The following is a 20,349-nucleotide window of genomic DNA, read 5'->3' as shown; positions in this document are numbered from 1 at the left end:
GCGACTTGATCTATGTCATTTTGAAGCGGAAGCGCGATGGGCGACCATGCCCGTCGCGGAGGAAACGCGCCGTCCGGTCGAGGGCGGCCACAAAAGCAAGCAAGGCATAGAAGCAGCAATGAATGTCGCGGTTCGCAGTCACGCCACCACCAAGCAGGCCACTGAACATTTCGACGTGCTGATCGTCGGCGCCGGCATCTCCGGCATCGGCAGCGCCTATCACATCGAAAAGCAGCTTCCGGGCACGAGCTACGTCATCCTCGAAACGCAGGCGACGTTCGGCGGTACCTGGAGCACGCACCGCTATCCCGGCATCCGCTCGGACAGCGACCTCCACACCTTCGGCTACAGCTTCAAGCCCTGGGTCGGGCCGCCCATCGCGACCGCCGAGGAAATCCTCTCCTACATGAAGGAGGTGATCGACGACAACGATATCGCCCGCCACATCCGCTACAAGCACAGGATCAATTCGGCGAGGTGGTCGAGCGAGCAGAACCTGTGGACCATCGAGGCGACAACCACGGATACGGGCGAGGCAAAGACCTTTACCGCAAACTTCCTCTGGATGTGCCAGGGCTATTACCGCCATTCGGAAGGCTACACGCCGGAATGGAAGGGCATGGACCGCTTCAACGGCCGCATCGTCCACCCGCAAACCTGGCCGGATGATCTCGATCTTTCGGGCAAGAAGGTCGTCGTGATCGGTTCGGGTGCGACCGCGGCAACGCTGGTGCCGAACATCGCGGACGATTGCGCGCACGTCACCATGTTGCAGCGTTCGCCGACCTATTTCCGTCTCGGCCGCAACGCCATCGAGATCGCCGAGGAGCTGCGCCGGCTCCAGGTCGATGAGGCCTGGATCCACGAGATCGTCCGCCGCAAGATCCTGTTCGAGCAGGATGCGTTCACAAAACTCTGTCTGGCCAAACCCGAGCAGGTGAAGAAGGACTTGATCGGCCAGATCAGCGCGGTGCTCGGGCCGGACTATGATGTCGAGACACACTTTACGCCCAGCTATCGTCCATGGCGGCAGCGCATCGCCTTCGTGCCGGATGCCGACCTGTTCAAGGGCATCGCCAGCGGCAAGGCCTCCGTCGTTACCGACGAGATCGAATGCTTCGTCGAGAACGGCATCCAGCTGAAATCGGGCAAGCTGCTGGAAGCGGACGTCATCGTCACGGCGACCGGCTTCAATCTCTCGGCCCTCGGCGACATCGCCTTCGAGATCGACGGCAAGCCGCTCGCCTTCGGTGACACCGTCACCTATCGCGGCATGATGTTCACGGGCGTGCCGAACATGGTCTGGGTGTTCGGCTATTTCCGCGCCAGCTGGACGCTGCGCGTCGATCTCGTCGCCGATTTCGTCTGCCGCCTGCTCGGCCACATGAAGGCCATGGGCAAGAAGAAGGTCGAGGTCAAGCTACGTCCCGAAGACCACAACATGCCGATCCTGCCCTGGATCGATCCGGAAAACTTCAACCCCGGCTACATCATGCGCAACATGAACCTGCTGCCAAAGCGTGGCGACAAGCCGGAATGGCAGCACAGCCAGGATTACTGGACCGAGAAGGACGAGATCCCGAAGACGGATCTGGACGACAAGGCGTTTGTGTACGGGTGATGTGGTGTGGGGCGGTGGGTGTGGCGGGCGCGATCGCCGCACACTCCGCCGTCGTCCCGGGGCGCGAAGCGAACCGGGGACCCATACTCCCAGGCAGTGGTTATAGAGCGAACAGGCAACCCCGAATCTTCGTGAAACCACTCCCTGTGGTTAGGGGTCGCGGATCTGCGCTCCGCTTCGCTGCGCTTGCCCGGGACGACACTTTTAGCCGGGCTAGCGCGTCCCAACTCACCCTCACTGCGAGCTACGTATTCCTCCGCGTCGCATTCGCCGCGATCGCCGCCGCCGCCGTGCGATTCTCCACGCCGAGCTTGGAGTAAATCTGCTCCAGATGCTTGTCGACCGTGCGCGGGCTCAATCCCAGGATCTGCGCGATGTCGCGGTTGGTCTTGCCCTTGCTGAGCCAGGCCAGCACCTCGCCTTCGCGCGTGGTAAGACCGAGCTCGCTGGTGAACTCGGCCGGCAGCGCGGTGCCGGCTTCCTTGGAGAGCCGCAGCAGGAATTCGTTCGGCGCGGTCTCGCCCATGTAGTAGAAGCGGAGTTGCGGATTGTCGGGCAGGGACGCGGCTTGCGACTTCGATCCGCCTTTGCCCTTGGCCTGCTCCAGCCATTGCAGCAGTGGTGGCGGGAGCACGAAGTCGTCGGCCTGCGCGCCGTGATGGTCGGCCAGCAGCTTCTGGGCCTGCGAGGTCGCCCAGAGCAAATGGCCCTGCCGATTGACCGCGAACAGGAAGCGGCCGGAGACGTCGAGCGCGGCGCGTGCGCTCTGGGTCAGGCGGGCGTTCCCGAGATGGACGCGGATGCGCGCCAGCATTTCCTCGACGACGATCGGCTTGGTCACGTAGTCGACGCCGCCGGCGTCGAGCCCGCGCACGATGTGCTCGGTCTCGGCAAGCCCCGTCATGAAGATCACGGGAACATTGGCAAGGCCTGCATCGCGCTTGAGGCGGCGGCACGTCTCGAAACCGTCGATGCCGGGCATCACGGCATCGAGCAGCACGATGTCGGGCGTGATCTGGTCGACGATGCGCATTGCGCTCGCGCCGTCGAGCGCCACCATCACGGTCATGCCGGCGCCGTCCAGCGCATCGGTGAGCAGCCGCAGCGTTTCGGGCGAATCGTCCACAACGAGCGCGACGTCGCGCTTCTTTGGTTCAATGCTCATAAGCATGCAACGTCTTCAATGTGGTCATGTACTGGTCGAGATCGAAGCGGTCGACCAGCGACCGCATCTGCGCCACGAAGTCGGCATGCTCCGGGTGCTCGCTGCCGAGCTCGTCCAGCTTGAGCTGAATGCCCTTGACGTAGCCGATCTGGCCGAGCCCGATCAACGCCTCGATGTGCCGCGCCGGCGGCCGTGAGCCGCTCTCGGGCCGCCAGAAAGGCACCGCGATCTCTTCAGAGCCGTATTGCCATTCGATCTTGAGGAGCTGGCGGACCGTCTCCAGCAGCCGCGGAATGTCGATCGGCTTCATCAGATAACCGTCATGGAAGGGCTGCGCCAGCGGGGTGCCGTGGGCTTCCAGCGCACTCGCCGAGACCATCAGGATGCGCGCCTGGTGATGGCCGCTGGCGCGTAGCGCCTCTGCAACGGCCCAGCCGTCCATGGCCGGCATGGAGATGTCGAGCAGGAACAGATCGGGCCGGCAATGTTGCGCCAGTGCCAGGCATCCCGCGCCGTCGGGCGCGCTGAGCAAGATGAAGCCGAGCGGCGTCAGCACCTCGCGCAGGAGATCGCGATGCACGGGGTCGTCGTCGGTGATCAGGATGGTCTTGCGCGCGCCGTGATAGCCGGAGACCGGCGCCTCCACCGGCGCGATGCGTCGGGGATTGGTGACCTCCGACAGCAGGATCTTGACCTTGAACGTCGAGCCAGTGCCGACCGTGCTCGTGACCTTGATGTCGCCGCCCATGACGCCGGCCAGCAGCCGGCTGATGGTCAGGCCGAGGCCGGTTCCGGTCCGAGGCTGCGCAACGCCGAGCGCGCCGCGCTCGAACGGCGCGAAGATCCGCTCGAGATCGTCGCCCCGGATGCCCGGGCCGGTGTCGGTCACCTCGAACTCGGCAACGGGGCTACGATAGTGCACGACGAATTGCACGCTGCCGGTCTGGGTGAATTTGATGGCGTTCGAGAGCAAATTGATCAGCACCTGGCGCAGCCGCTTCTCGTCGGCATAGACCACGGCCGGCAGATGCGCGGGACGTCTGAACACGAAGTCGATGCCCTTGGCGGCGGCCTGGAGGCGGAACATGCCGACGAGCTGGTCCAGGAATTCGCTCAGGCGCACCTCGTCGCGCGACAGATACAGCCGCCCCGCCTCGATCTTGGAGATATCCAGAATGCCGTCGATCAGCCCGGAGAGGTGATCGGCGCTGCGCCGGACAACGCGGACCTGGTCGCGCGGCTTGGTGCTCAGCGTCGAGTCCTGCTCGAGCAGCTGCGCATAGCCGCTGATCGCATTCAGCGGCGAGCGCAGCTCGTGGCTGAGTCCGACGACGTAGCGGCTCTTGGCGAGGTTGGCGGATTCGGCAACTTCCTTGGCGCGCTGCAGCTCGGCGTCAGTGCGCTTGTGAGCGTCGATCTCCTGGATCAGCAGCGCGGTCTGCCGCCGCGTCTCGGCCTCGGCGGCGCGGCGGCTCTGCTGCGCCAGCACGAACAGCCAGGCCACCACGCCGATGATGATGCTGAGCGAGAAGAACACCTTCCACAGCACGTTGGAGACCAGCATGTTCTCGCCATGCACGCTCGCCGAGGTCTGCAGATAAATCAGCCCCAGCACCAGCGCGACGAGGCCGGCAGAGACGAGGAACACGCCGACGTAATGGCCGAACTGCGAGTTGATCCGCGCATAGATCGGCTGCGGCAGAATCTTGCCGAGCGCCTCGGCAAACTGCACCTGCGCCCGCGCATGCGGCTTGCAGAGATCGTGGCAGCGGGCGTCGAGCGAGCAGCATAGCGAGCAGATCGGACCGGCATAGGCGGGGCAGGAGGTGGTGTCCTCCGGCTCGAAGCTATGCTCGCAGATACAGCACTGGATCGCCTCGATATTGGCCCAGCTTCGCTTCGGCTTGCGCGCGATGTAAAACTTTCCGTCCGTCAGCCAGGCGATGACAGGCGCGGTGACGAAGGCGACCGTCAGCGCGACGAAGGCGGCCAGCGCCTTCATGGTCGGCCCGAACAGGCCGTAGAACGCCGCGATCGGTGACGTTGAATACCAGCCAGACCACGCGGCCGGGATGGCTGTGGGTCAGGCGTGAGAAGAAATTCGACCACGCGATCGGTGATGGGAATGGCGGCCGTGCCCGCCATGACGATGCTGCCGCGGGCGTCTTTCGCGCAGGCCCCGGCGACCTCTGCGGTCAACACCACAGGTCTTGCGGTCACCGACACGGAAGTCACGGTCGGCATCCTACACTCCGCTACCGGCACCATGGCCATTTCCGAGACCGGCTCGATCGAGGCCGAGAAGCTCGCCATCGAGCAGATCAACGCCATGGGCGGGGTGCTCGGGCGCAAGATCAAGTTCATTCAGGAAGACGGCGCCAGCGACTGGCCGACCTTCGCCGAGAAGGCCAAGAAGCTGCTGGTCAACGACAAGGTCGCGGCCATCATGGGTTGCTGGACCTCGGCCTCGCGCAAGGCGGTGCTGCCGGTCATGGAGCAGTACAACGGCATGCTCTATTACCCGACCTTTTACGAAGGCCTCGAGCAGTCCAAGAACGTGATCTACACCGGCCAGGAAGCGACCCAGCAGATCCTCGCCGGCCTGAACTGGATCGCCAAGGAGAAGGGCGCCAAGACTTTCTTCTTCATCGGCTCCGACTACATCTGGCCGCGCACCTCGAACAAGATCGCGCGCAAGCACGTCGAGAACGTGCTGAAGGGCAAGGTCGTCGGCGAGGAGTACTACGCGCTCGGCTCGACCCAGTTCAACTCGGTGATCAACAAGATCAAGCTGACCAAGCCCGACGTGATCTTCACCGACGTCGTCGGCGGCTCCAACGTCGCCTTCTACAAGCAGCTCAAGGCCGCCGGCATCGACCTCGCCAAGCAGCCGCTGCTGACGATCTCGGTGACCGAGGACGAGATCGACGGCATCGGCGGCGAGAACATCGCGGGCGCCTATGCCTGCATGAAGTACTTCCAGTCGCTCGACAATCCCAACAACAAGGCCTTCGTGCCCGCGTTCAAGAAGGCATGGGGCGAGAAGACCGTGATCGGAGACGTCACCCAGGCTGCCTATCTCGGCCCGTGGCTGTGGAAGTTGACGGTCGAGAAGGCGGGCTCCTTCGACGTCGACAAGATCGCGGCGGCGTCACCGGGCGTCGAGTTCAAGGGCGCGCCGGAAGGCTATGTGCGCATCCACGAGAACCATCACCTCTGGTCGAAGACCCGCGTGGGCCGCGCCAAGCTCGATGGCCAGTTCGAACTGATCTACGAGACCGCCGATCTCGTCGAGCCGGATCCGTTCCCGAAGGGTTACCAGTAAGCAGCGGCATAACTCGCGCTTTCCCCTCAAGGCAAAACCGCTCCCTGGCGTGGATCGCAAGTCCGTGCCCAAGACCCCCGCGTCGTGACTCTGCATCGCGACGCGGGGCCCTTTCCCCGACGGAGGACATCGATGTTCGGCGACTACTCGCTTGGTGACCTTGGCTCCATCTTCGTCATGCAGGGCTTCGCAGGACTGATCCTGTTCTCGGTCTACGTCCTGATGGCGCTCGGGCTTGCGATCATCTTCGGCCAGATGGGCGTCATCAACATGGCCCATGGCGAGTTCATGATCCTCGGGGCCTACGTCACCTGGATGACCTCCAATCTGTTCCAGAGCTACATGCCGGGCCTGTTCGGCGGCTACTTCTTCCTCGCGATGATCCTGGCTTTCCTCGCGTCGGGTGCGCTGGGAATGCTGGTTGAATGGGTGCTGATACGGCATCTCTACAAGCGCCCGCTCGATACGCTGCTGGCGACCTGGGGCCTCAGCCTGATGCTGCAACAGGCCTATCGCTCCGTATTCGGCGCGCGCGAGGTCGGGGTCGAGCTGCCGCAATGGATGCTCGGATCGCTGCACGTCACCGACAGCATCGAAGTGCCGATCAACGGCGTCTTCGTGATGTGCCTGACCGTGCTGATCACCATCGCCGTCGCTTATGTGATGTTTAGATCGCGCTGGGGCCGCCAGGTGCGCGCCGTGGTGCAGAACCGCATCATGGCCGGTGCCGTCGGCATCAACACCGAGAAGGTCGATCGCTACACCTTCGGCCTCGGTTGCGGAATCGCCGGGATCGCCGGCAGCGCCTTCACCATGATCGGCTCGACCGGGCCGACCTCCGGCCAGCTTTACATCGTCGACACCTTCCTCGTCGTCGTATTCGGCGGCGCCGCGAGCCTGCTCGGCACCATCGCCTCGGCCTTCTCGATTTCGCAGACGCAATCCACCCTCGAGTTCTTCATGTCGGGCTCGATGGCCAAGGTGCTGACGCTGTTCGCCGTGGTCGGAATCCTGATGCTGCGGCCGCAGGGGCTGTTCGCCCTCAAGGTCCGCAAGTGAGAAATGGGGCTGATGTTATGACCGACAATCGGTTCTTCAATCGATCGGAGCTGATCGGAATTCTGGTGCTCGCGGCCTTCCTCGTGGTGGTGCTGCCGCTCACCCTTGACGTCTTCAGGCTCAATCTGGTCGCCAAATACCTGACGTACGCCTTCGTCGCGCTGGGCCTCGTGATCTGCTGGGGCTATGGCGGCATCCTGAGCCTCGGCCAGGGCGTGTTCTTCGGGCTCGGCGGCTACTGCATGGCGATGTTCCTCAAGCTCGAGGCATCGAGCGTGGAGAACACCAAGATCCAGTCGACCCCCGGCATCCCCGATTTCATGGACTGGAATCAGATCACGGCGCTGCCGTTCTTCTGGAAACCCTTCAACAGCCTCACCTTCACCATCGCCGCCATCATCCTCGTGCCCGGCATCTTCGCGCTGATCATCGGCACCGCGATGTTCAAGCGCCGGGTCGGTGGCACCTACTTCGCCATCATCACCCAGGCGGTCGCGGCCATCATGACGATCCTGATCGTGGGACAGCAGGGCTACACCGGCGGCATCAACGGCATGACCGACTTGCGCACGCTGAAGGGATGGGACATCCGGCCCGACCACGCCAAGATCGTGCTGTACTTCTTCGAGGTGGGCTGCCTGTTCGCCTGCATCATGATCGCGCAGTTCGTCCGGCACTCCAAGCTCGGGCGTATCCTGGTCGCGATGCGGGAGAAGGAGGACCGCGTCCGCTTTTCCGGCTACAGCGTCGCCAACTTCAAGATCTTCGCTTTCTGCATCGCTGCGGTCTTCGCCGCGATCGGCGGCGCCATGTTCGCGCTCAATGTCGGCTTCATGTCGCCGTCCTTCGTCGGCATCGTGCCCTCGATCGAGATGGTGATCTACACCGCGGTCGGCGGACGGCTGTCGATCCTGGGCGCGATTTACGGCACGCTGCTGGTCAACTTCGCCAAGACCAGCCTGTCGGAAACCTTCCCCGAATTGTGGCTGTTCGGCCTCGGCGGCCTGTTCATCGCCGTGGTGCTGGCGTTCCCGAACGGCCTCGCCGGGATCTGGGGCGACTACGTGCAGCCGCGCATCGATCGCCTGATCGCCTCGCGCAAATCGAAACCCGAGGGCTGGACCGACAGCTCGGTCGCCGACGGCGCCCCGGCGGAGTGAGGAGATCGTCATGCTCATAGGTCCCCACGATGCCGATGCCACGCTGGCAATAAGGAGATAGGTCATGCTCGTCGGTCATCACGATGCCGATGCCACGCTGGCAATGAGGAGATAGGTCATGCTCGTCGGTCATCACGATGCCGATGCCACGCTGGCAATGAGGAGATAGGTCATGCTCGTCGGTCATCAGCCCAAGGAATTCCTGCTCGCCGTCGAAGCGCTGACCGTGTCGTTCGACGGGTTCAAGGCGGTCAACGATCTCTCCTTCTATGTCGACGAGAACGAGATCCGCGTCATCATCGGGCCCAACGGGGCCGGCAAGACCACCGTGCTCGACCTGATCTGCGGCAAGACCAAAGCGACGTCGGGCTCGATCCAGTTCCGCGGCAAGGAGCTGACGCGGATGAAGGAGAACGAGATCGTCAAGACCGGGGTGGGGCGCAAGTTCCAGAACCCGTCGATCTACGATGATCTCACCGTGTTCGAGAATCTGGAGATCTCCTATCCGCGTGGCCGCTCGGTGTTCGGTGCGCTGACCTTCACCCGCGATGCCGCCGTGCGCGACCGGGTGCACGAGGTCGCCGAGATGATCTTCCTGAAGGACCGGCTGCACATGAATGCCGACCTGCTCAGCCACGGCCAGAAGCAGTGGCTCGAGATCGGCATGCTGCTGATCCAAGACCCGGACCTGTTGATGCTGGACGAGCCCGTCGCTGGCATGAGCGTGTCCGAGCGCGCCAAGACCGCCGAGTTGCTCAACCGCATCATCAAGAACCGCTCGGTGCTGGTGATCGAACACGACATGAAGTTCGTCGAGGACATCGCGCACAAGGTCACCGTGCTGCATCAGGGCCAGATCCTCTCGGAGGGCACCATGGAGAAGGTGAAGAACGACCCGAAGGTCGTCGAGGTCTATCTGGGGCACTGACGATGATGAATTCGATCGAATCCGCCGCGGCAATGACGGCCCACCTCTCCCATAGGGAGAGGTCGAATTGCGCAGCAATTCGGGTGAGGGGTTTCACTCCCTCGAGAGACCTGCGCGCCTTCGGCGCGACCTCTCCCCGGTGGGGAGAGGTGAAGAAGCACCGAGCCTAGGAGCGCATCATGCTGGCAATTTCCGATCTTCACGTCGCCTACGGCCAGAGCGAGGTGCTGCACGGGCTCAACGTCAAGGTCGCGCCGAACGAGATCGTCGCGATCATGGGCCGTAACGGCATGGGCAAGACCACGCTGATGAAATCGCTGATGGGCATCCTGCCGACCAGGAGCGGCTCGGTGACCATGGACGGCGCCGAGCTGGGTAGCCTGCCGAGCTACGAGCGCGTCGCCAAGGGGCTCGCCTATGTGCCGCAGGGCCGCATGATCTTCTCCACCATGTCGGTGAAGGAGAACATCGAGACCGGTCTCGTCGTCTCCGGCGGGTCGGAGGTGCCGGCGGATATCTACGAGCTGTTTCCGGTGCTGCTGGAGATGAAAGGCCGCCGCGGTGGGAATCTCTCAGGCGGCCAGCAGCAGCAGCTCGCGATTGCGCGTGCGCTCGCGACCAGGCCGAAGGTGCTGCTGCTGGACGAGCCGACCGAAGGCATCCAGCCCTCGATCATCAAGGAGATGGCGCGCACGTTGAAGCGCATCCGCGACGACAAGGGGCTCTCGATCGTCGTCTCCGAGCAGGTCCTGAGCTTCGCGCTAGACATCGCCGACCGCGTTCTGGTCATCGAGAACGGCGAGATCGTACGCGACGATCCGCGCGACGCCGTCGATGCCGCGCAGGTCTCGAAATATTTGTCCGTCTAACCAACCGTAGTAAAGGGGAGCATCTCGATGCCAGAGACACTGATCAAGGTCGATCTCACCAAGTCGGCTTACGAAAATGACATGGTGCACAACCGCTGGCACCCGGACATCCCGATCGTGGCCTGGGTCAATCCGGGCGACGATTTCATCATCGAGACCTATGATTGGACCGGCGGCTTCATCAAGAACAACGATTCCGCCGACGACGTGCGCGACATCGACCTGTCGATCGTGCACTTCCTGTCCGGTCCGATCGGCGTCAAGGGTGCCGAGCCCGGCGACCTCCTCGTGGTCGACCTGCTCGACGTCGGGCCGCTCAAGGAGAGCCTGTGGGGTTTCAACGGCTTTTTCTCCAAGCAGAATGGCGGCGGCTTCCTCACCGATCATTTCCCGCTGGCGCAGAAGTCGATCTGGGACATCAAGGGTCTCTACACCTCGTCGCGCCACGTGCCCGGCGTCAACTTTGCCGGCCTGATCCATCCCGGCCTGATCGGCTGTCTGCCCGATCCGAAGATGCTGGAGACGTGGAACAAGCGCGAGGCCGAGCTGATCTCGACCAACCCGACCCGCGTGCCCGGCCTTGCCAATCCGCCATTCGCGCCGACCGCTCATGGCGGCCGCGCCAAGGGCGATGCCAAGGTGAAGATTGGTGCGGAGGGCGCGCGCACGGTGCCGCCGCGTGAGCACGGCGGCAATTGCGACATCAAGGATCTCTCGCGCGGCTCGAAGATCTACTTCCCGGTCTATGTCCCCGGCGGCGGTCTCTCGATGGGCGACCTCCACTTCAGCCAGGGCGACGGCGAGATCACCTTCTGCGGCGCGATCGAGATGGCCGGCTGGCTCCATCTGAAGGTCGGTGTCATCAAGGACGGCGTCGCCAAATACGGCATCAAGAACCCGATCTTCAAGCCTTCGCCGATCACGCCGAACTACAAGGACTACCTCATCTTCGAAGGCATCTCGGTCGATGAAGCCGGCAAGCAGCATTATCTCGACGTCCACATCGCCTATCGCCAGGCCTGCCTGAACGCCATCGAGTATCTGAAGAAGTTCGGCTACTCCGGCGCCCAGGCCTATTCGATTCTCGGCACCGCGCCGTGCCAGGGCCACATCTCCGGCGTGGTCGACGTACCCAACGCCTGCGCCACGCTGTGGCTGCCGACCGAAATCTTCGACTTCGACGTGATGCCGTCGGCGGCCGGACCGATCAAGCACATCACCGGCGACATCCAGATGCCGATCTCGCCGGACAAATGACGCCGCGCTCCCTCTCCCCGTTCTCACGGGGAGAGGGTCGGGGTGAGTGGCTGTCTCCGCACGAGCGGTCGCCGTGAGTTGTATTGAGCAACACTAAAAGGATGATGCGATGCCGGTCTATGAATATCTCTGCGAGGATTGCGGTCCCTTCAAGGACCTCCGCCCGATGGCGGAATGCGACGATCCGCAGAGTTGCCCGCACTGCGAGACCATGGCGCCGCGGGTGATGCTGACCGCGCCGAACTTCTTCTGCATGCCGGCGGATAAGCGCAAGGCGCACGCCGTCAACGAACGCAGCGCGCACGCGCCGCAAACGCTGGCGCAATACAAGGCTTCGCATGGCCCCGGCTGTGGCTGCTGCTCATCGGGCAAGACGATCAAGGACAAGAGCTCCCCGGACAGAAAAAAGCCGGCGCGGCTGATGACCAAGACCAGGAGCGGCGCCAAGGGTTTTCCGACGGCGCGCCCCTGGATGATCAGCCACTAATCCACGCGATGACTTCACACGAATAAAGACAGGAGCGCTCAACATGCTTCACGGTGACATTTCCAGCAGCAACGACACGGTCGGCGTCGCAGTGGTGAACTACAAGATGCCCCGCCTGCACACCAAGGCCGAGGTGCTCGGCAATGCCCGCAAGATCGCCGACATGATCGTGGGCATGAAGGTCGGCCTGCCCGGCATGGATCTCGTGATCTTCCCGGAATATTCCACGCAAGGGATCATGTACGACTCCAAGGAGATGTACGAGACGGCGTCGGTGGTGCCGGGCGAGGAGACCGCGATATTCGCCGAGGCCTGCCGCAAGGCCAAGGTGTGGGGCGTGTTCTCGCTGACCGGCGAGCGCCACGAGGAGCATCCGCACAAGGCGCCCTACAACACCCTGATCCTGATGAACGACAAGGGCGAGATCGTGCAGAAATATCGCAAGATCATGCCATGGGTACCGATCGAAGGCTGGTATCCCGGCAATTGCACCTATGTCTCCGAGGGCCCGAAGGGCCTCAAGGTCAGCCTGATCATTTGCGACGACGGCAATTATCCGGAGATCTGGCGTGACTGCGCCATGAAGGGCGCGGAGCTGATCGTGCGTTGCCAAGGCTACATGTATCCGGCCAAGGAGCAGCAGGTCATGATTTCCAAGGCCATGGCCTGGGCCAACAACGTCTATGTCGCCGTCGCGAACGCCGCCGGCTTCGATGGCGTCTATTCCTATTTCGGCCACTCCGCGATCATCGGCTTCGACGGCCGCACCCTCGGCGAGTGCGGCGAGGAGGATTACGGCATCCAGTACGCGCAGCTCTCGAAGCATCTGATCCGCGATGCGCGCCGCAACGGCCAGTCGCAGAACCATCTCTACAAGCTGGTTCACCGCGGCTACACCGGGATGATCAATTCCGGCGACGGCCCGCGCGGCGTCGCGGCCTGCCCGTATGATTTCTACAAGAACTGGATCAAGGATCCCGAAGGCACGCGCGACATGGTCGAGGCGATGACCCGCTCGACGCCGGGGACCGACGAGTGTCCGATCGAGGGCATCCCGAACGAGGCGGCGGCCAGCAATTACTAAGGCCGTCTTGGATGTAGCGGCGCGACCACTGCAGCCACCGATCAATTGCGCGCGTCCCCGCTCGCGCCGCGCGCGATCGACCCCTCCCCCTCCAGGCCCCTGCAGGGAGGGTCAGAAAAAGGCTACCGCTTCTGCTGCTCGGGATGGCGCGGTGGTCGTGGCGGCAGGGGCGTGCCGGCCATCTTGTTGGCGGTCTCGCTGACGTCGAGCAGCGAGCGGCGAATGTCCTCGATATAGTTCGCCGACTTTTTCTTCATCATGCCTGCCAGCTCGCGCAGCCCCTGCACCTTCTCGAACAGCTCGTCGGCCTTGCCGTCGACGAAGCCGGGCACCACGCTCTCGATCTTCGTGACGGCCTTGTCGAAGCCCCCGAAGGCGCTGTCGACCTTGGCCATCACGGCGTCGATCTCGCCGCCCTTGCTCCTGAGATCGGCGGTGGTGGCTTCGAATGTGCGCAGGCCCTCCTTGATCGCGGGGGCGTTGCTCACGATGGAGCGGTCGACGCTGTGCAGGGTGTCGACGATCGATTCGGCATCGCTAAGGTCGGCGGTCAGCACGGGGATGCCGTCCGCGTCCAGCGGTACCGGTGGCGCAGAGGGCGCGCCTCCGATCAGCGAGATCGCGGCAACGCCGGTGAGCCCCTGGAACTCGATGCCCGCGACGGTGTCCTTGCGGATTGGTGCGGTGTTGTCGAGCATCACCAGCGCCACGATCCGGCGTGGATTGTCCAGCTTGATCGACAGGATCTGGCCGGCGGGCACGCCGTCGAAATTCACCGGGCCGCCGCGGCGCAAGCCGCTGGCGGAGCCGCCCTCGAACACCACGCGCAGCTGGCTGCGGCTCTGGATGGTGCGCCATTTCTGCACGCCGAGCAGGCCGCCGAACACCACGGCGATCACCGCCAGCGTCGCCGTTCCGATCACAAGATTGCTCGCGCGTGCCATGAGGCAGAGTTTAGGGCCAAAGCGAGATGGTTGGAAGAAGGCCGCGATGGTACATCGGGCGGGTTAACGACTCGTCCCGCCGAAGCGCCTAGAGGCGCCGCACGCACCTCAATGCTTGGCGGCACGTTTTGCCGCAGCATTGTTGAGAACGATCAGGGCATCGACCGCGACGCCCGTCCTGGCATTGATCAGGAACGGGTTGATGTCGATCGAGGCGATCCGGTCGCCGGCATCCGCGATCAGATTGGACAGGCCGACCAGCGCCTTCACCGCGGAGGCCTCGTGCAGGGCCGGCTTGCCGCGATAACCCCGCAACTTGATGCCGGCCTTGGTGCGGCCGATCAGGAGCCGCGCCTCGGTCTCGTCCAGCGGCGCGCCGGCGAGCGCGACGTCCTTCATCAGCTCGATGTCGATGCCGCCGGTGCCGAACAGCACGACCGGACCCATCTCGGCGTCGAGCGAGGCGCCGACCACGAGCTCGAGATCGGCCTTCACCTGCTGCGCGATCAAAATGCCGTCGAGCTTCGGCTTGCCCTTCAGCTTAGACATCCGCGCGGTGATGTCGGCGAACGCCTTCTTCACCTCGGCCGCGCTGGAGAGGTTCAGGACCACGCCGCCGACATCGGACTTGTGCAGGATCTCGGCGCTGACGACTTTTGCGACAACCGGGAAGCCGATCTGCCTGGCGATCTTCACCGCCTCCGCCGCCGTCTGCGCGATCGCCTCCTTGGAAATCGGGATGCCATAGGCCTTCAGCAGCTTCTTCGAGGCGACTTCGTCCAGCGCGGCGCCGTTCGCCGAGTTCAGCACCTTTTCCAGCACCGCGCATGCGGCGGGCTTCGAGCCCGAGACGATCTCGGGCACCACCTTGCGCAGCTTCGCATAGGCGAGCAGCGACTTGATCGCGGTCACCGCGCGGTCCATTCCCTGCATCACCGTGAGATGGGGCAGCGATTTGCGCAGGGTCTTGGTGAATTCGGTGAAGCCGATCGACATCGCGCTGATATAGATCACGGGCTTGGCGGCCCGGCTCGCCATGTCGTTGACGATGCGCAAGTTCCGCTCGCGCACCTCATGCGGAGCCTTCGGCAGCTCGGCATCGACGATGACGATGTCGATGTCGGGGTCGTCGATCATCAGCTTGATCGACTTCATGTAGACGGAGGGATCGACTACCGCGGCAAAGCCGGCGTCGAGCGGGTTGCCGACGATCGATCCCGGGCCGAGCATCTTTGCCAGCTCCGCACTGACATGCGGGCTCAGCGGCGCGAAGTTCAGGCCCTCCTTGTAGAACGCGTCGATCAGCATGCCGCGCTTGCCGCCGGACAACGTGACGGCAGCGAGCCGGTCGCCCTTCGGCACCGCTGCGTGAATGAAGCATTCGGTGGTCTCGATCAACTCATCGAGCCCGCCGACCCGGATCACGCCTTCGCGCGTGGCGATGGCGTCAAAGGTTTCGATCGATCCCGCCAGCGCGCCGGTGTGCGCCATCGCCGCGGCGCGGCCGCCCTCGGATGCGCCGAGCTTGAGCGCGATCACGGGTTTGCTGGCGGCGCGCGCCGCCTTGCAGGCATCGCGGAATGCCTTGGTGTTGCGGACGCCTTCGAGGTAGACGACGATCGCCCTGATGCTGGGATCCTCGGCGAAATAGCGCATCAGATCCGGCGTCTCGAGCCCGGCTTCATTGCCTGTCGTCACCATGTAGCCGACGCCGACGCCGCGATCCTCCAGCGCCTGGCGGATCGCCATGACGATGGCGCCGGATTGCCCGGCGATCGCCACCGCGCCCTGTTCCATGGTGACTATGCGGTCGTCGATATTGGTGAAGAGTTTTTCGCCGGCACTCAAATTGCCGAGACAGTTCGGCCCGGTGACGGCGAGGCCCGTCTCGCGGATCGCGGCTTGCAATTCCGTCGCGAGCTTTTGACTCTCCTCATCTTGCAGCTCGCTGAAGCCGGAGGTGACGATGGTCGCCGAACGCGCGCCGGCCGCAGCCGCATCACGGATCACCTGCACGGCGAACCGTGCCGGCACCAGCACCAGCACATGATCGGGCTTTTCCGGCAGGCTGGCGAAATCCTTGTAGCAGGTGACGCCCCAGATGCTCTGGCGCTTGGCGTTGACCGGATAAAGCCCGCCCTCGAAACCGTATTTGACCAGATTGTTCCAGATGCGCTCGGCATAATTGCCGGGCTTGTCGGTCGCGCCCACCAGGACGATGTTGTGCGGGTGCAGCATGGCGTGGATGCCCTTGACGATGTCGCTGGCGTCGGGCGGCGGAGACCATGGACGGGACGCGGACGCTGCAGACACATGGGCTTCCATGGCGTGACCTCACCTGTTGTTCTTATTTGGTGGCGCGTCACTCTGTTCTATGGCGAGTCCTTCGGAGTGGCAACTGTGTGGCTGGTATGCCGTGCGGTGGAATGAAGTGCGCATCCCCCAATGGCGATCTATCTGTCAGCAATCAATGTTGCATGCAGGATATAGCGCTCGGGGCCCGAGGTGACGGCGTCGAATGGCCAGCAGGTCGCGAGAACAAGCTCGAAACCCTGTGCCGTGGCGTCGATGCCCGATTCATCGAAACGGACCACTTTCGAGGAATCCGCGCGATAGCGAAAATGATGGCCGTCGCCGCGGGTGACATCGATGATGTCACCCATGGCAACGTTCCGCAGGAAGCGGAAATGCGTGTCGCGATGCGCGGCATACACCGCAATCCCGCGTTCGCCTGCATTGGCCGTGTGGTCGATATGGCCGGGTCCGAAAGCAAGCGCCTGTCCGCTCGTGCCTTCCAGCACGATGGCGCTGGCGCCGATCCGCTTGACCTCGATCCGAGCGACCGGCCAGGTGTCGGCCCACGACCACGGCTTGACCGCCTGTCCCGTCGCAACGCCTTGGTCGAACGCCCGCTCCAGCAGCACCTGCGCCAGCCATGCCTTGGCGTGGATGTATGCGCCTTCGCCGAACAGGAGCAGGCCGATCAGTGCCGGTATCAGCAGAGAGATGAGGCGGGGCATTGTGTTTCGTCCCCCGTCATTGCGAGCGACGCGATGCAATCCAGACTGTCTCCGCGGCGGCAGTCTGGATTGATTCGTCGCTTCGCTCCTCGCAATGACGATCAAAAAAGGCGCGCGCGGCCGTTTGTCGGGACGGGCAGCCGCGTGCGCTAACAGAGGAGTTCGGGGGGCTCTCCTCTCTCAAGCGGCGTCAGTGAGCAAGGGCTGACGCCGGTTGAACACGAACAGGAACAGGGCGAGCACGATCAGGATCAGGCCCGCGATCATCTTCAGCTCGGCCGAGGTCGCCGTCTTGGGCAGCCGGATCGCATCGGGCGAAGCAGGTGTCGGCCGCCTTGCCGCCGGCTGGCTGCGCGCATCGGCATGGCGTTCGCGCAGCTGCGTCGGCGTCAGATGCGGCCGTTCGCCGAACACTTTCTCGAAATCCCAGCCGGCCGGCAGATTGATCGGCAGCTCGCTCAGCTTGAGCGGTTCGCCTTCGGGCCGGCTCGGCGTCTTGTCGACGGCGACGAGGCTGGTGGGCGGGTGACGATTTGATGATCAATCGCCAGTGCCAGGATCGCCTTGTCGGATACTTCCGGCGTCATCTCGCGCAGGGTGCGCGCGACTTCCGCATCGCCGATCTTGCGCCTCGCCCAGAGTTTCGACAGGCCCTTGCCCTCGGCCGCGTTCTGCAGCGGCAGCGTCACCGACCACGGGCGGTCGCCGACGCGGCCCTTGATCTCGAGCGAGCCCGCGAGCTTGTCGAGCCTCGCCGCCAGCACCAGCGGCTCGTCGCGATAGACGTCGGGAATGATCGCCGGGGTGATGTCAGCCCCGGCGTCGGAGAACTTTGCGGTGAGGCTGGTCATGGCGGGATTTTCGAGCTTGGCGAACAGGCCGCGCATGCGCTCCTCGACCTGTTCGACGGAGCCGATATGGGTAAAGGCACCGCGGCCGAGCTCGGCGGCGCGCGTCATCAGATGGGTGTTGGGCGCAGAGCCGATGCCGACCATGAACACGCGCGAGCGGCCACGCATCGCCGTGATGGTCTCGAACAATTGCTGCTCGTTGCCGATCGCCCCGTCGGTCAGGAACACGACCTGGCGGACCATGTTGCTGTCGGCGAGCTTGTCGGTCAGCGCCGCACGCATCGCCGGCACCATCTCGGTGCCGCCGCGCGCCTGCAACGCGCCGACGAAGGAAGTGGCTTCGCCGACATGGGCGGCATCCGCCGGCACGGAGGCCGCAAACAGCACGTCCATGGTGTCGTCGAAACGGATCACGTTGAATCGGTCGTTCGGCTGCAGGCGGCCGAGGGCATAGAGCAGGCTCGCCTTGGCCTGGACGATGGAGGTGCCGCCCATCGAACCGGAATTGTCGATCACGAACACGACCTCGCGCGGCAGCGGCTTCTGCACCGCCTGCTCGGCGCTCGGCGGGGTGACGAAGGCGAGCACGTAATCGGCATCGCCGACATGCTCGCGGAACAGCCCGACCGACGGCGCCTTCTCGGCGGCCGGTTTCCAAGTCAGCTCGAAATCACGGTCCGCGGGCACAGTGCCGTCGGCGAGCGTGATGATGCGCGTCGCAGCGTCGGGGCTTTCCGTCTTGACGTTGTGGTGATGGCTCTTGACCTCGCCGAGCGCGAAGCCGGCCTTCAGGCGCACCGTGATGCTGGTCGGATTGACCGGCGCGTTCCTCGCGGGATCCAGTACGGTCGGCGAGATGCGATCGCGATCCGGCACGGGATCCGAATTGGTCGCGCCCCAGCCGGAGCCGTCCTCGCGGAAGTCGACGCTCTGCACGATCGGTGCCGGATTGTAGCGCGGCGCGACCACCAGCGGCAGGCGCAGCGAATATTCGTTGCCGCTCTGATGCACCGGCTCCTGGTATTCGATCTGCACCAGCACGGTCTCACCGGGGCCGATATTGGCGACCGAATTTGTGAAGATGTTGGGCCGCTCCTGCTCGGTGAGCGCGGCCTTCTGGCCGGCGCTGCGGGCCTGCTCGTAGATCACGCGGGCCTGCTGCCGCTCCTTGATGTCGCCGACGATGACGCGGTCGCCGACGACGATCTTCAGGGTATCGACCGCGCCGTCGGTCGCGAGCGGATAGACATAGGTGGCCTCGACCCAGTCCCTGGTCGGATTGCGGAACACCTGGGTGACGCGGGCGCGCAGCGTCGGGCCTGACACGGTGATGTCAACATCGGTGCCGAGGCGGATGGCCTCGGTGTAGGCGCCGTCCTCCTTCAGCAGCAGGCTGCCGGATTTGGCCTCGCCGGGCTGGAGCAGGCTGGCCGGCTCGGTCGTTGCCGACCAGCCCGTCCCGAAGCTCACCAGCAGCGCCACGAAGGCGACCAGCATCACGGCGATGCCCTGCGCGAGAAGGAATAATCCAACCTTGATCAGCCGGCTCAACAAGGGGTGTTCGTCCCCCTCGGCTGTGTCGTAGGTACTCATTTGGCCTGCTCCCGAAGCATGTTTGCTGGCCTTCAGCATCCGCCGGGAGGGCGCGATTTCGCGAGCAGAATGATCGGCAATGTTCCGCCGCCGCCGGCCGGACGGGCCCGCCGCCGGGGCGGCCATGTGCGGTTTTGTGCTGGTTTGTCCGCCCTGATAGGATGGCACTCCCAGGGCAGGGTTGACGATGCAGACACAGGCCGACAAGCAGCTTTCGGACGAGCAGAGCCGCGAGATCGCGGAGACCATTCGCGAGGAGCTGGCCAGACGCCGGATCTCCCGGCAGGCGCTGGCGGAGCAGGCCAAGCTTAGTCTGTCGACGCTGGAGAAGGTTTTAGGCGGCCGCCGGCCGTTCACCCTGGCGACCACGGTCCGGCTGGAGCAGGCGCTGGGCGTGTCCTTGCGCAAGAGCGCCGCCGTGGTGACGCCACCGGCCGCGAACGACGTCGCTCCCGACAGCCTCGGCTCCTATGCGCATCGCGCGGTGACCTGGCTCGAGGACGTCTACATCACGTTGCGGCCGTCATTCGGCGACAAGGACGCGATCTTCGCCTACCGCACCGAGATCGCCTGGGAGCCGAAAGTCTCATCGCTGGTCTTCCGCGAAGGCGACCGGACCGATACCGCCTATGAACATACCGGCGAGGTCGCCGTTCCCCATCAGTCCGGCTTCATCTACCTCGTCATCATCAAGCACGGCCAGCATCGCGTGATCACGGTGTCGCGGCCGACGGTCGCCGGCGAGATGTACGGCATCATCTCGACGCTCCGCGCCGGCCCCGGCTCGCAGCTGACGCCGATCGCCGCGCCCATCGCCTATGTGCCGCTCAAAAACATTCCGAAGCCGTCCCTGGGACGGGTCGCGCCGGACGACGCCAACTACGAGCTGTACCGAAAGCACCTGCGCCGCACGGTGGAGGAGCCGTTCGCGCTGTTCCTGCCGGCATAGGTTCACTTGCGGATAAAGAGATCGCGGCCTCGCGGCC

General features: G+C 64.2%; 14 protein-coding genes and 2 pseudogenes. 10 read left to right on the top strand and 6 right to left on the bottom strand.

The window, feature by feature from the left end:
• The first annotated feature begins 118 nt into the window (after nucleotides 1-118).
• The gene (locus ACNJYB_RS39505; RefSeq protein ID WP_439371906.1) at nucleotides 119-1,621 is read left to right on the top strand and encodes a flavin-containing monooxygenase; all 1,503 of its coding nucleotides are present in this window, start codon (nucleotides 119-121) and stop codon (nucleotides 1,619-1,621) included.
• Between the two features lie 244 nt (nucleotides 1,622-1,865).
• Here the strand turns inward: ACNJYB_RS39505 and ACNJYB_RS39500 are convergent, their stop codons facing one another.
• On the bottom strand, nucleotides 1,866-2,792 hold the full coding sequence (locus ACNJYB_RS39500) for a response regulator (protein WP_439371905.1): 927 nt from the start codon (nucleotides 2,790-2,792) through the stop codon (nucleotides 1,866-1,868).
• Nucleotides 2,776-4,912, bottom strand: a pseudogene (locus tag ACNJYB_RS39495) (ATP-binding protein); the annotation flags it as partial. The gene ACNJYB_RS39500 and the pseudogene ACNJYB_RS39495, both read right to left, overlap by 17 nt.
• Here ACNJYB_RS39495 and urtA point away from each other — a divergent pair.
• The 8 genes from urtA (at nucleotide 4,912) to ACNJYB_RS39455 (ending at nucleotide 12,955) form a co-directional block, all read left to right on the top strand.
• Nucleotides 4,912-6,111 (top strand): urea ABC transporter substrate-binding protein, encoded by a 1,200-nt coding sequence (gene urtA / locus ACNJYB_RS39490; RefSeq protein ID WP_439371903.1) that lies wholly within the window; start codon nucleotides 4,912-4,914, stop codon nucleotides 6,109-6,111. The pseudogene ACNJYB_RS39495 and the gene urtA sit on opposite strands and share 1 nt — an antisense overlap.
• A 132-nt stretch (nucleotides 6,112-6,243) precedes the next feature.
• Nucleotides 6,244-7,170: an urea ABC transporter permease subunit UrtB gene (gene urtB, locus ACNJYB_RS39485; RefSeq protein ID WP_439371902.1), complete on the top strand. Its 927-nt coding sequence runs from the start codon at nucleotides 6,244-6,246 to the stop codon at nucleotides 7,168-7,170.
• Between the two features lie 17 nt (nucleotides 7,171-7,187).
• On the top strand, nucleotides 7,188-8,330 hold the full coding sequence (gene urtC / locus ACNJYB_RS39480; protein ID WP_439371900.1) for an urea ABC transporter permease subunit UrtC: 1,143 nt from the start codon (nucleotides 7,188-7,190) through the stop codon (nucleotides 8,328-8,330).
• Between the two features lie 172 nt (nucleotides 8,331-8,502).
• Nucleotides 8,503-9,258: an urea ABC transporter ATP-binding protein UrtD gene (gene urtD / locus ACNJYB_RS39475; RefSeq protein WP_080133634.1), complete on the top strand. Its 756-nt coding sequence runs from the start codon at nucleotides 8,503-8,505 to the stop codon at nucleotides 9,256-9,258.
• Nucleotides 9,259-9,437: 179 nt separating this feature from the next.
• On the top strand, nucleotides 9,438-10,127 hold the full coding sequence (urtE, locus tag ACNJYB_RS39470; protein ID WP_439371898.1) for an urea ABC transporter ATP-binding subunit UrtE: 690 nt from the start codon (nucleotides 9,438-9,440) through the stop codon (nucleotides 10,125-10,127).
• Between the two features lie 27 nt (nucleotides 10,128-10,154).
• Complete coding sequence (fmdA, locus tag ACNJYB_RS39465; RefSeq protein ID WP_439371897.1) at nucleotides 10,155-11,384, top strand: formamidase; 1,230 nt, start codon at nucleotides 10,155-10,157, stop codon at nucleotides 11,382-11,384.
• A gap of 109 nt (nucleotides 11,385-11,493) precedes the next feature.
• The gene (locus ACNJYB_RS39460) at nucleotides 11,494-11,871 is read left to right on the top strand and encodes an FmdB family zinc ribbon protein (protein ID WP_439371896.1); all 378 of its coding nucleotides are present in this window, start codon (nucleotides 11,494-11,496) and stop codon (nucleotides 11,869-11,871) included.
• A 43-nt stretch (nucleotides 11,872-11,914) separates the two neighbouring features.
• A complete protein-coding gene (locus ACNJYB_RS39455; RefSeq protein ID WP_439371895.1) occupies nucleotides 11,915-12,955 on the top strand; it encodes an aliphatic amidase in 1,041 nt (346 codons plus the stop codon).
• A gap of 122 nt (nucleotides 12,956-13,077) precedes the next feature.
• Here ACNJYB_RS39455 and ACNJYB_RS39450 read toward each other — a convergent pair whose 3' ends face one another.
• From ACNJYB_RS39450 to ACNJYB_RS39435, 4 genes and pseudogenes are all read right to left on the bottom strand, one after another.
• Complete coding sequence (locus ACNJYB_RS39450) at nucleotides 13,078-13,899, bottom strand: MlaD family protein (RefSeq protein ID WP_439371894.1); 822 nt, start codon at nucleotides 13,897-13,899, stop codon at nucleotides 13,078-13,080.
• 108 nt (nucleotides 13,900-14,007) lie between these two features.
• On the bottom strand, nucleotides 14,008-16,224 hold the full coding sequence (locus ACNJYB_RS39445; RefSeq protein WP_439371892.1) for an acetate--CoA ligase family protein: 2,217 nt from the start codon (nucleotides 16,222-16,224) through the stop codon (nucleotides 14,008-14,010).
• Nucleotides 16,225-16,352: 128 nt separating this feature from the next.
• A complete protein-coding gene (locus tag ACNJYB_RS39440) occupies nucleotides 16,353-16,919 on the bottom strand; it encodes a class GN sortase (protein ID WP_439371891.1) in 567 nt (188 codons plus the stop codon).
• A 180-nt stretch (nucleotides 16,920-17,099) separates the two neighbouring features.
• Nucleotides 17,100-19,363: pseudogene (locus ACNJYB_RS39435) on the bottom strand (marine proteobacterial sortase target protein).
• 187 nt (nucleotides 19,364-19,550) lie between these two features.
• On the opposite strand from ACNJYB_RS39435, the gene ACNJYB_RS39430 reads away from it, so the two are divergent.
• On the top strand, nucleotides 19,551-20,312 hold the full coding sequence (locus ACNJYB_RS39430) for a helix-turn-helix transcriptional regulator (RefSeq protein WP_439371889.1): 762 nt from the start codon (nucleotides 19,551-19,553) through the stop codon (nucleotides 20,310-20,312).
• Nucleotides 20,313-20,349 lie beyond the last annotated feature (37 nt).

It is taken from the genome of Bradyrhizobium sp. SMVTL-02, assembly GCF_051853005.1.
Classification (GTDB): Bacteria; Pseudomonadota; Alphaproteobacteria; order Rhizobiales; family Xanthobacteraceae; genus Bradyrhizobium.
The sequence above is the reverse complement of the archived record's forward strand: the minus strand, read 5'-3'. Positions and strand labels throughout refer to the sequence as shown.

Bases quoted from the DNA above. Each gene is read 5' to 3' on its own strand.
- ACNJYB_RS39455 (WP_439371895.1), top strand. From the start codon at position 11,915: ATGCTTCACGGTGACATTTCCAGCAGCAACGACACGGTCGGCGTCGCA.
- ACNJYB_RS39430 (WP_439371889.1), top strand. From the start codon at position 19,551: ATGCAGACACAGGCCGACAAGCAGCTTTCGGACGAGCAGAGCCGCGAG.
- urtC (WP_439371900.1), top strand. From the start codon at position 7,188: ATGACCGACAATCGGTTCTTCAATCGATCGGAGCTGATCGGAATTCTG.
- ACNJYB_RS39440 (WP_439371891.1), bottom strand. From the start codon at position 16,919: ATGCCCCGCCTCATCTCTCTGCTGATACCGGCACTGATCGGCCTGCTC.
- urtA (WP_439371903.1), top strand. From the start codon at position 4,912: ATGGCGGCCGTGCCCGCCATGACGATGCTGCCGCGGGCGTCTTTCGCG.
- fmdA (WP_439371897.1), top strand. From the start codon at position 10,155: ATGCCAGAGACACTGATCAAGGTCGATCTCACCAAGTCGGCTTACGAA.
- urtD (WP_080133634.1), top strand. From the start codon at position 8,503: ATGCTCGTCGGTCATCAGCCCAAGGAATTCCTGCTCGCCGTCGAAGCG.
- urtB (WP_439371902.1), top strand. From the start codon at position 6,244: ATGTTCGGCGACTACTCGCTTGGTGACCTTGGCTCCATCTTCGTCATG.
- ACNJYB_RS39505 (WP_439371906.1), top strand. From the start codon at position 119: ATGAATGTCGCGGTTCGCAGTCACGCCACCACCAAGCAGGCCACTGAA.
- ACNJYB_RS39460 (WP_439371896.1), top strand. From the start codon at position 11,494: ATGCCGGTCTATGAATATCTCTGCGAGGATTGCGGTCCCTTCAAGGAC.
- ACNJYB_RS39445 (WP_439371892.1), bottom strand. From the start codon at position 16,224: ATGGAAGCCCATGTGTCTGCAGCGTCCGCGTCCCGTCCATGGTCTCCG.
- urtE (WP_439371898.1), top strand. From the start codon at position 9,438: ATGCTGGCAATTTCCGATCTTCACGTCGCCTACGGCCAGAGCGAGGTG.
- ACNJYB_RS39450 (WP_439371894.1), bottom strand. From the start codon at position 13,899: ATGGCACGCGCGAGCAATCTTGTGATCGGAACGGCGACGCTGGCGGTG.
- ACNJYB_RS39500 (WP_439371905.1), bottom strand. From the start codon at position 2,792: ATGCTTATGAGCATTGAACCAAAGAAGCGCGACGTCGCGCTCGTTGTG.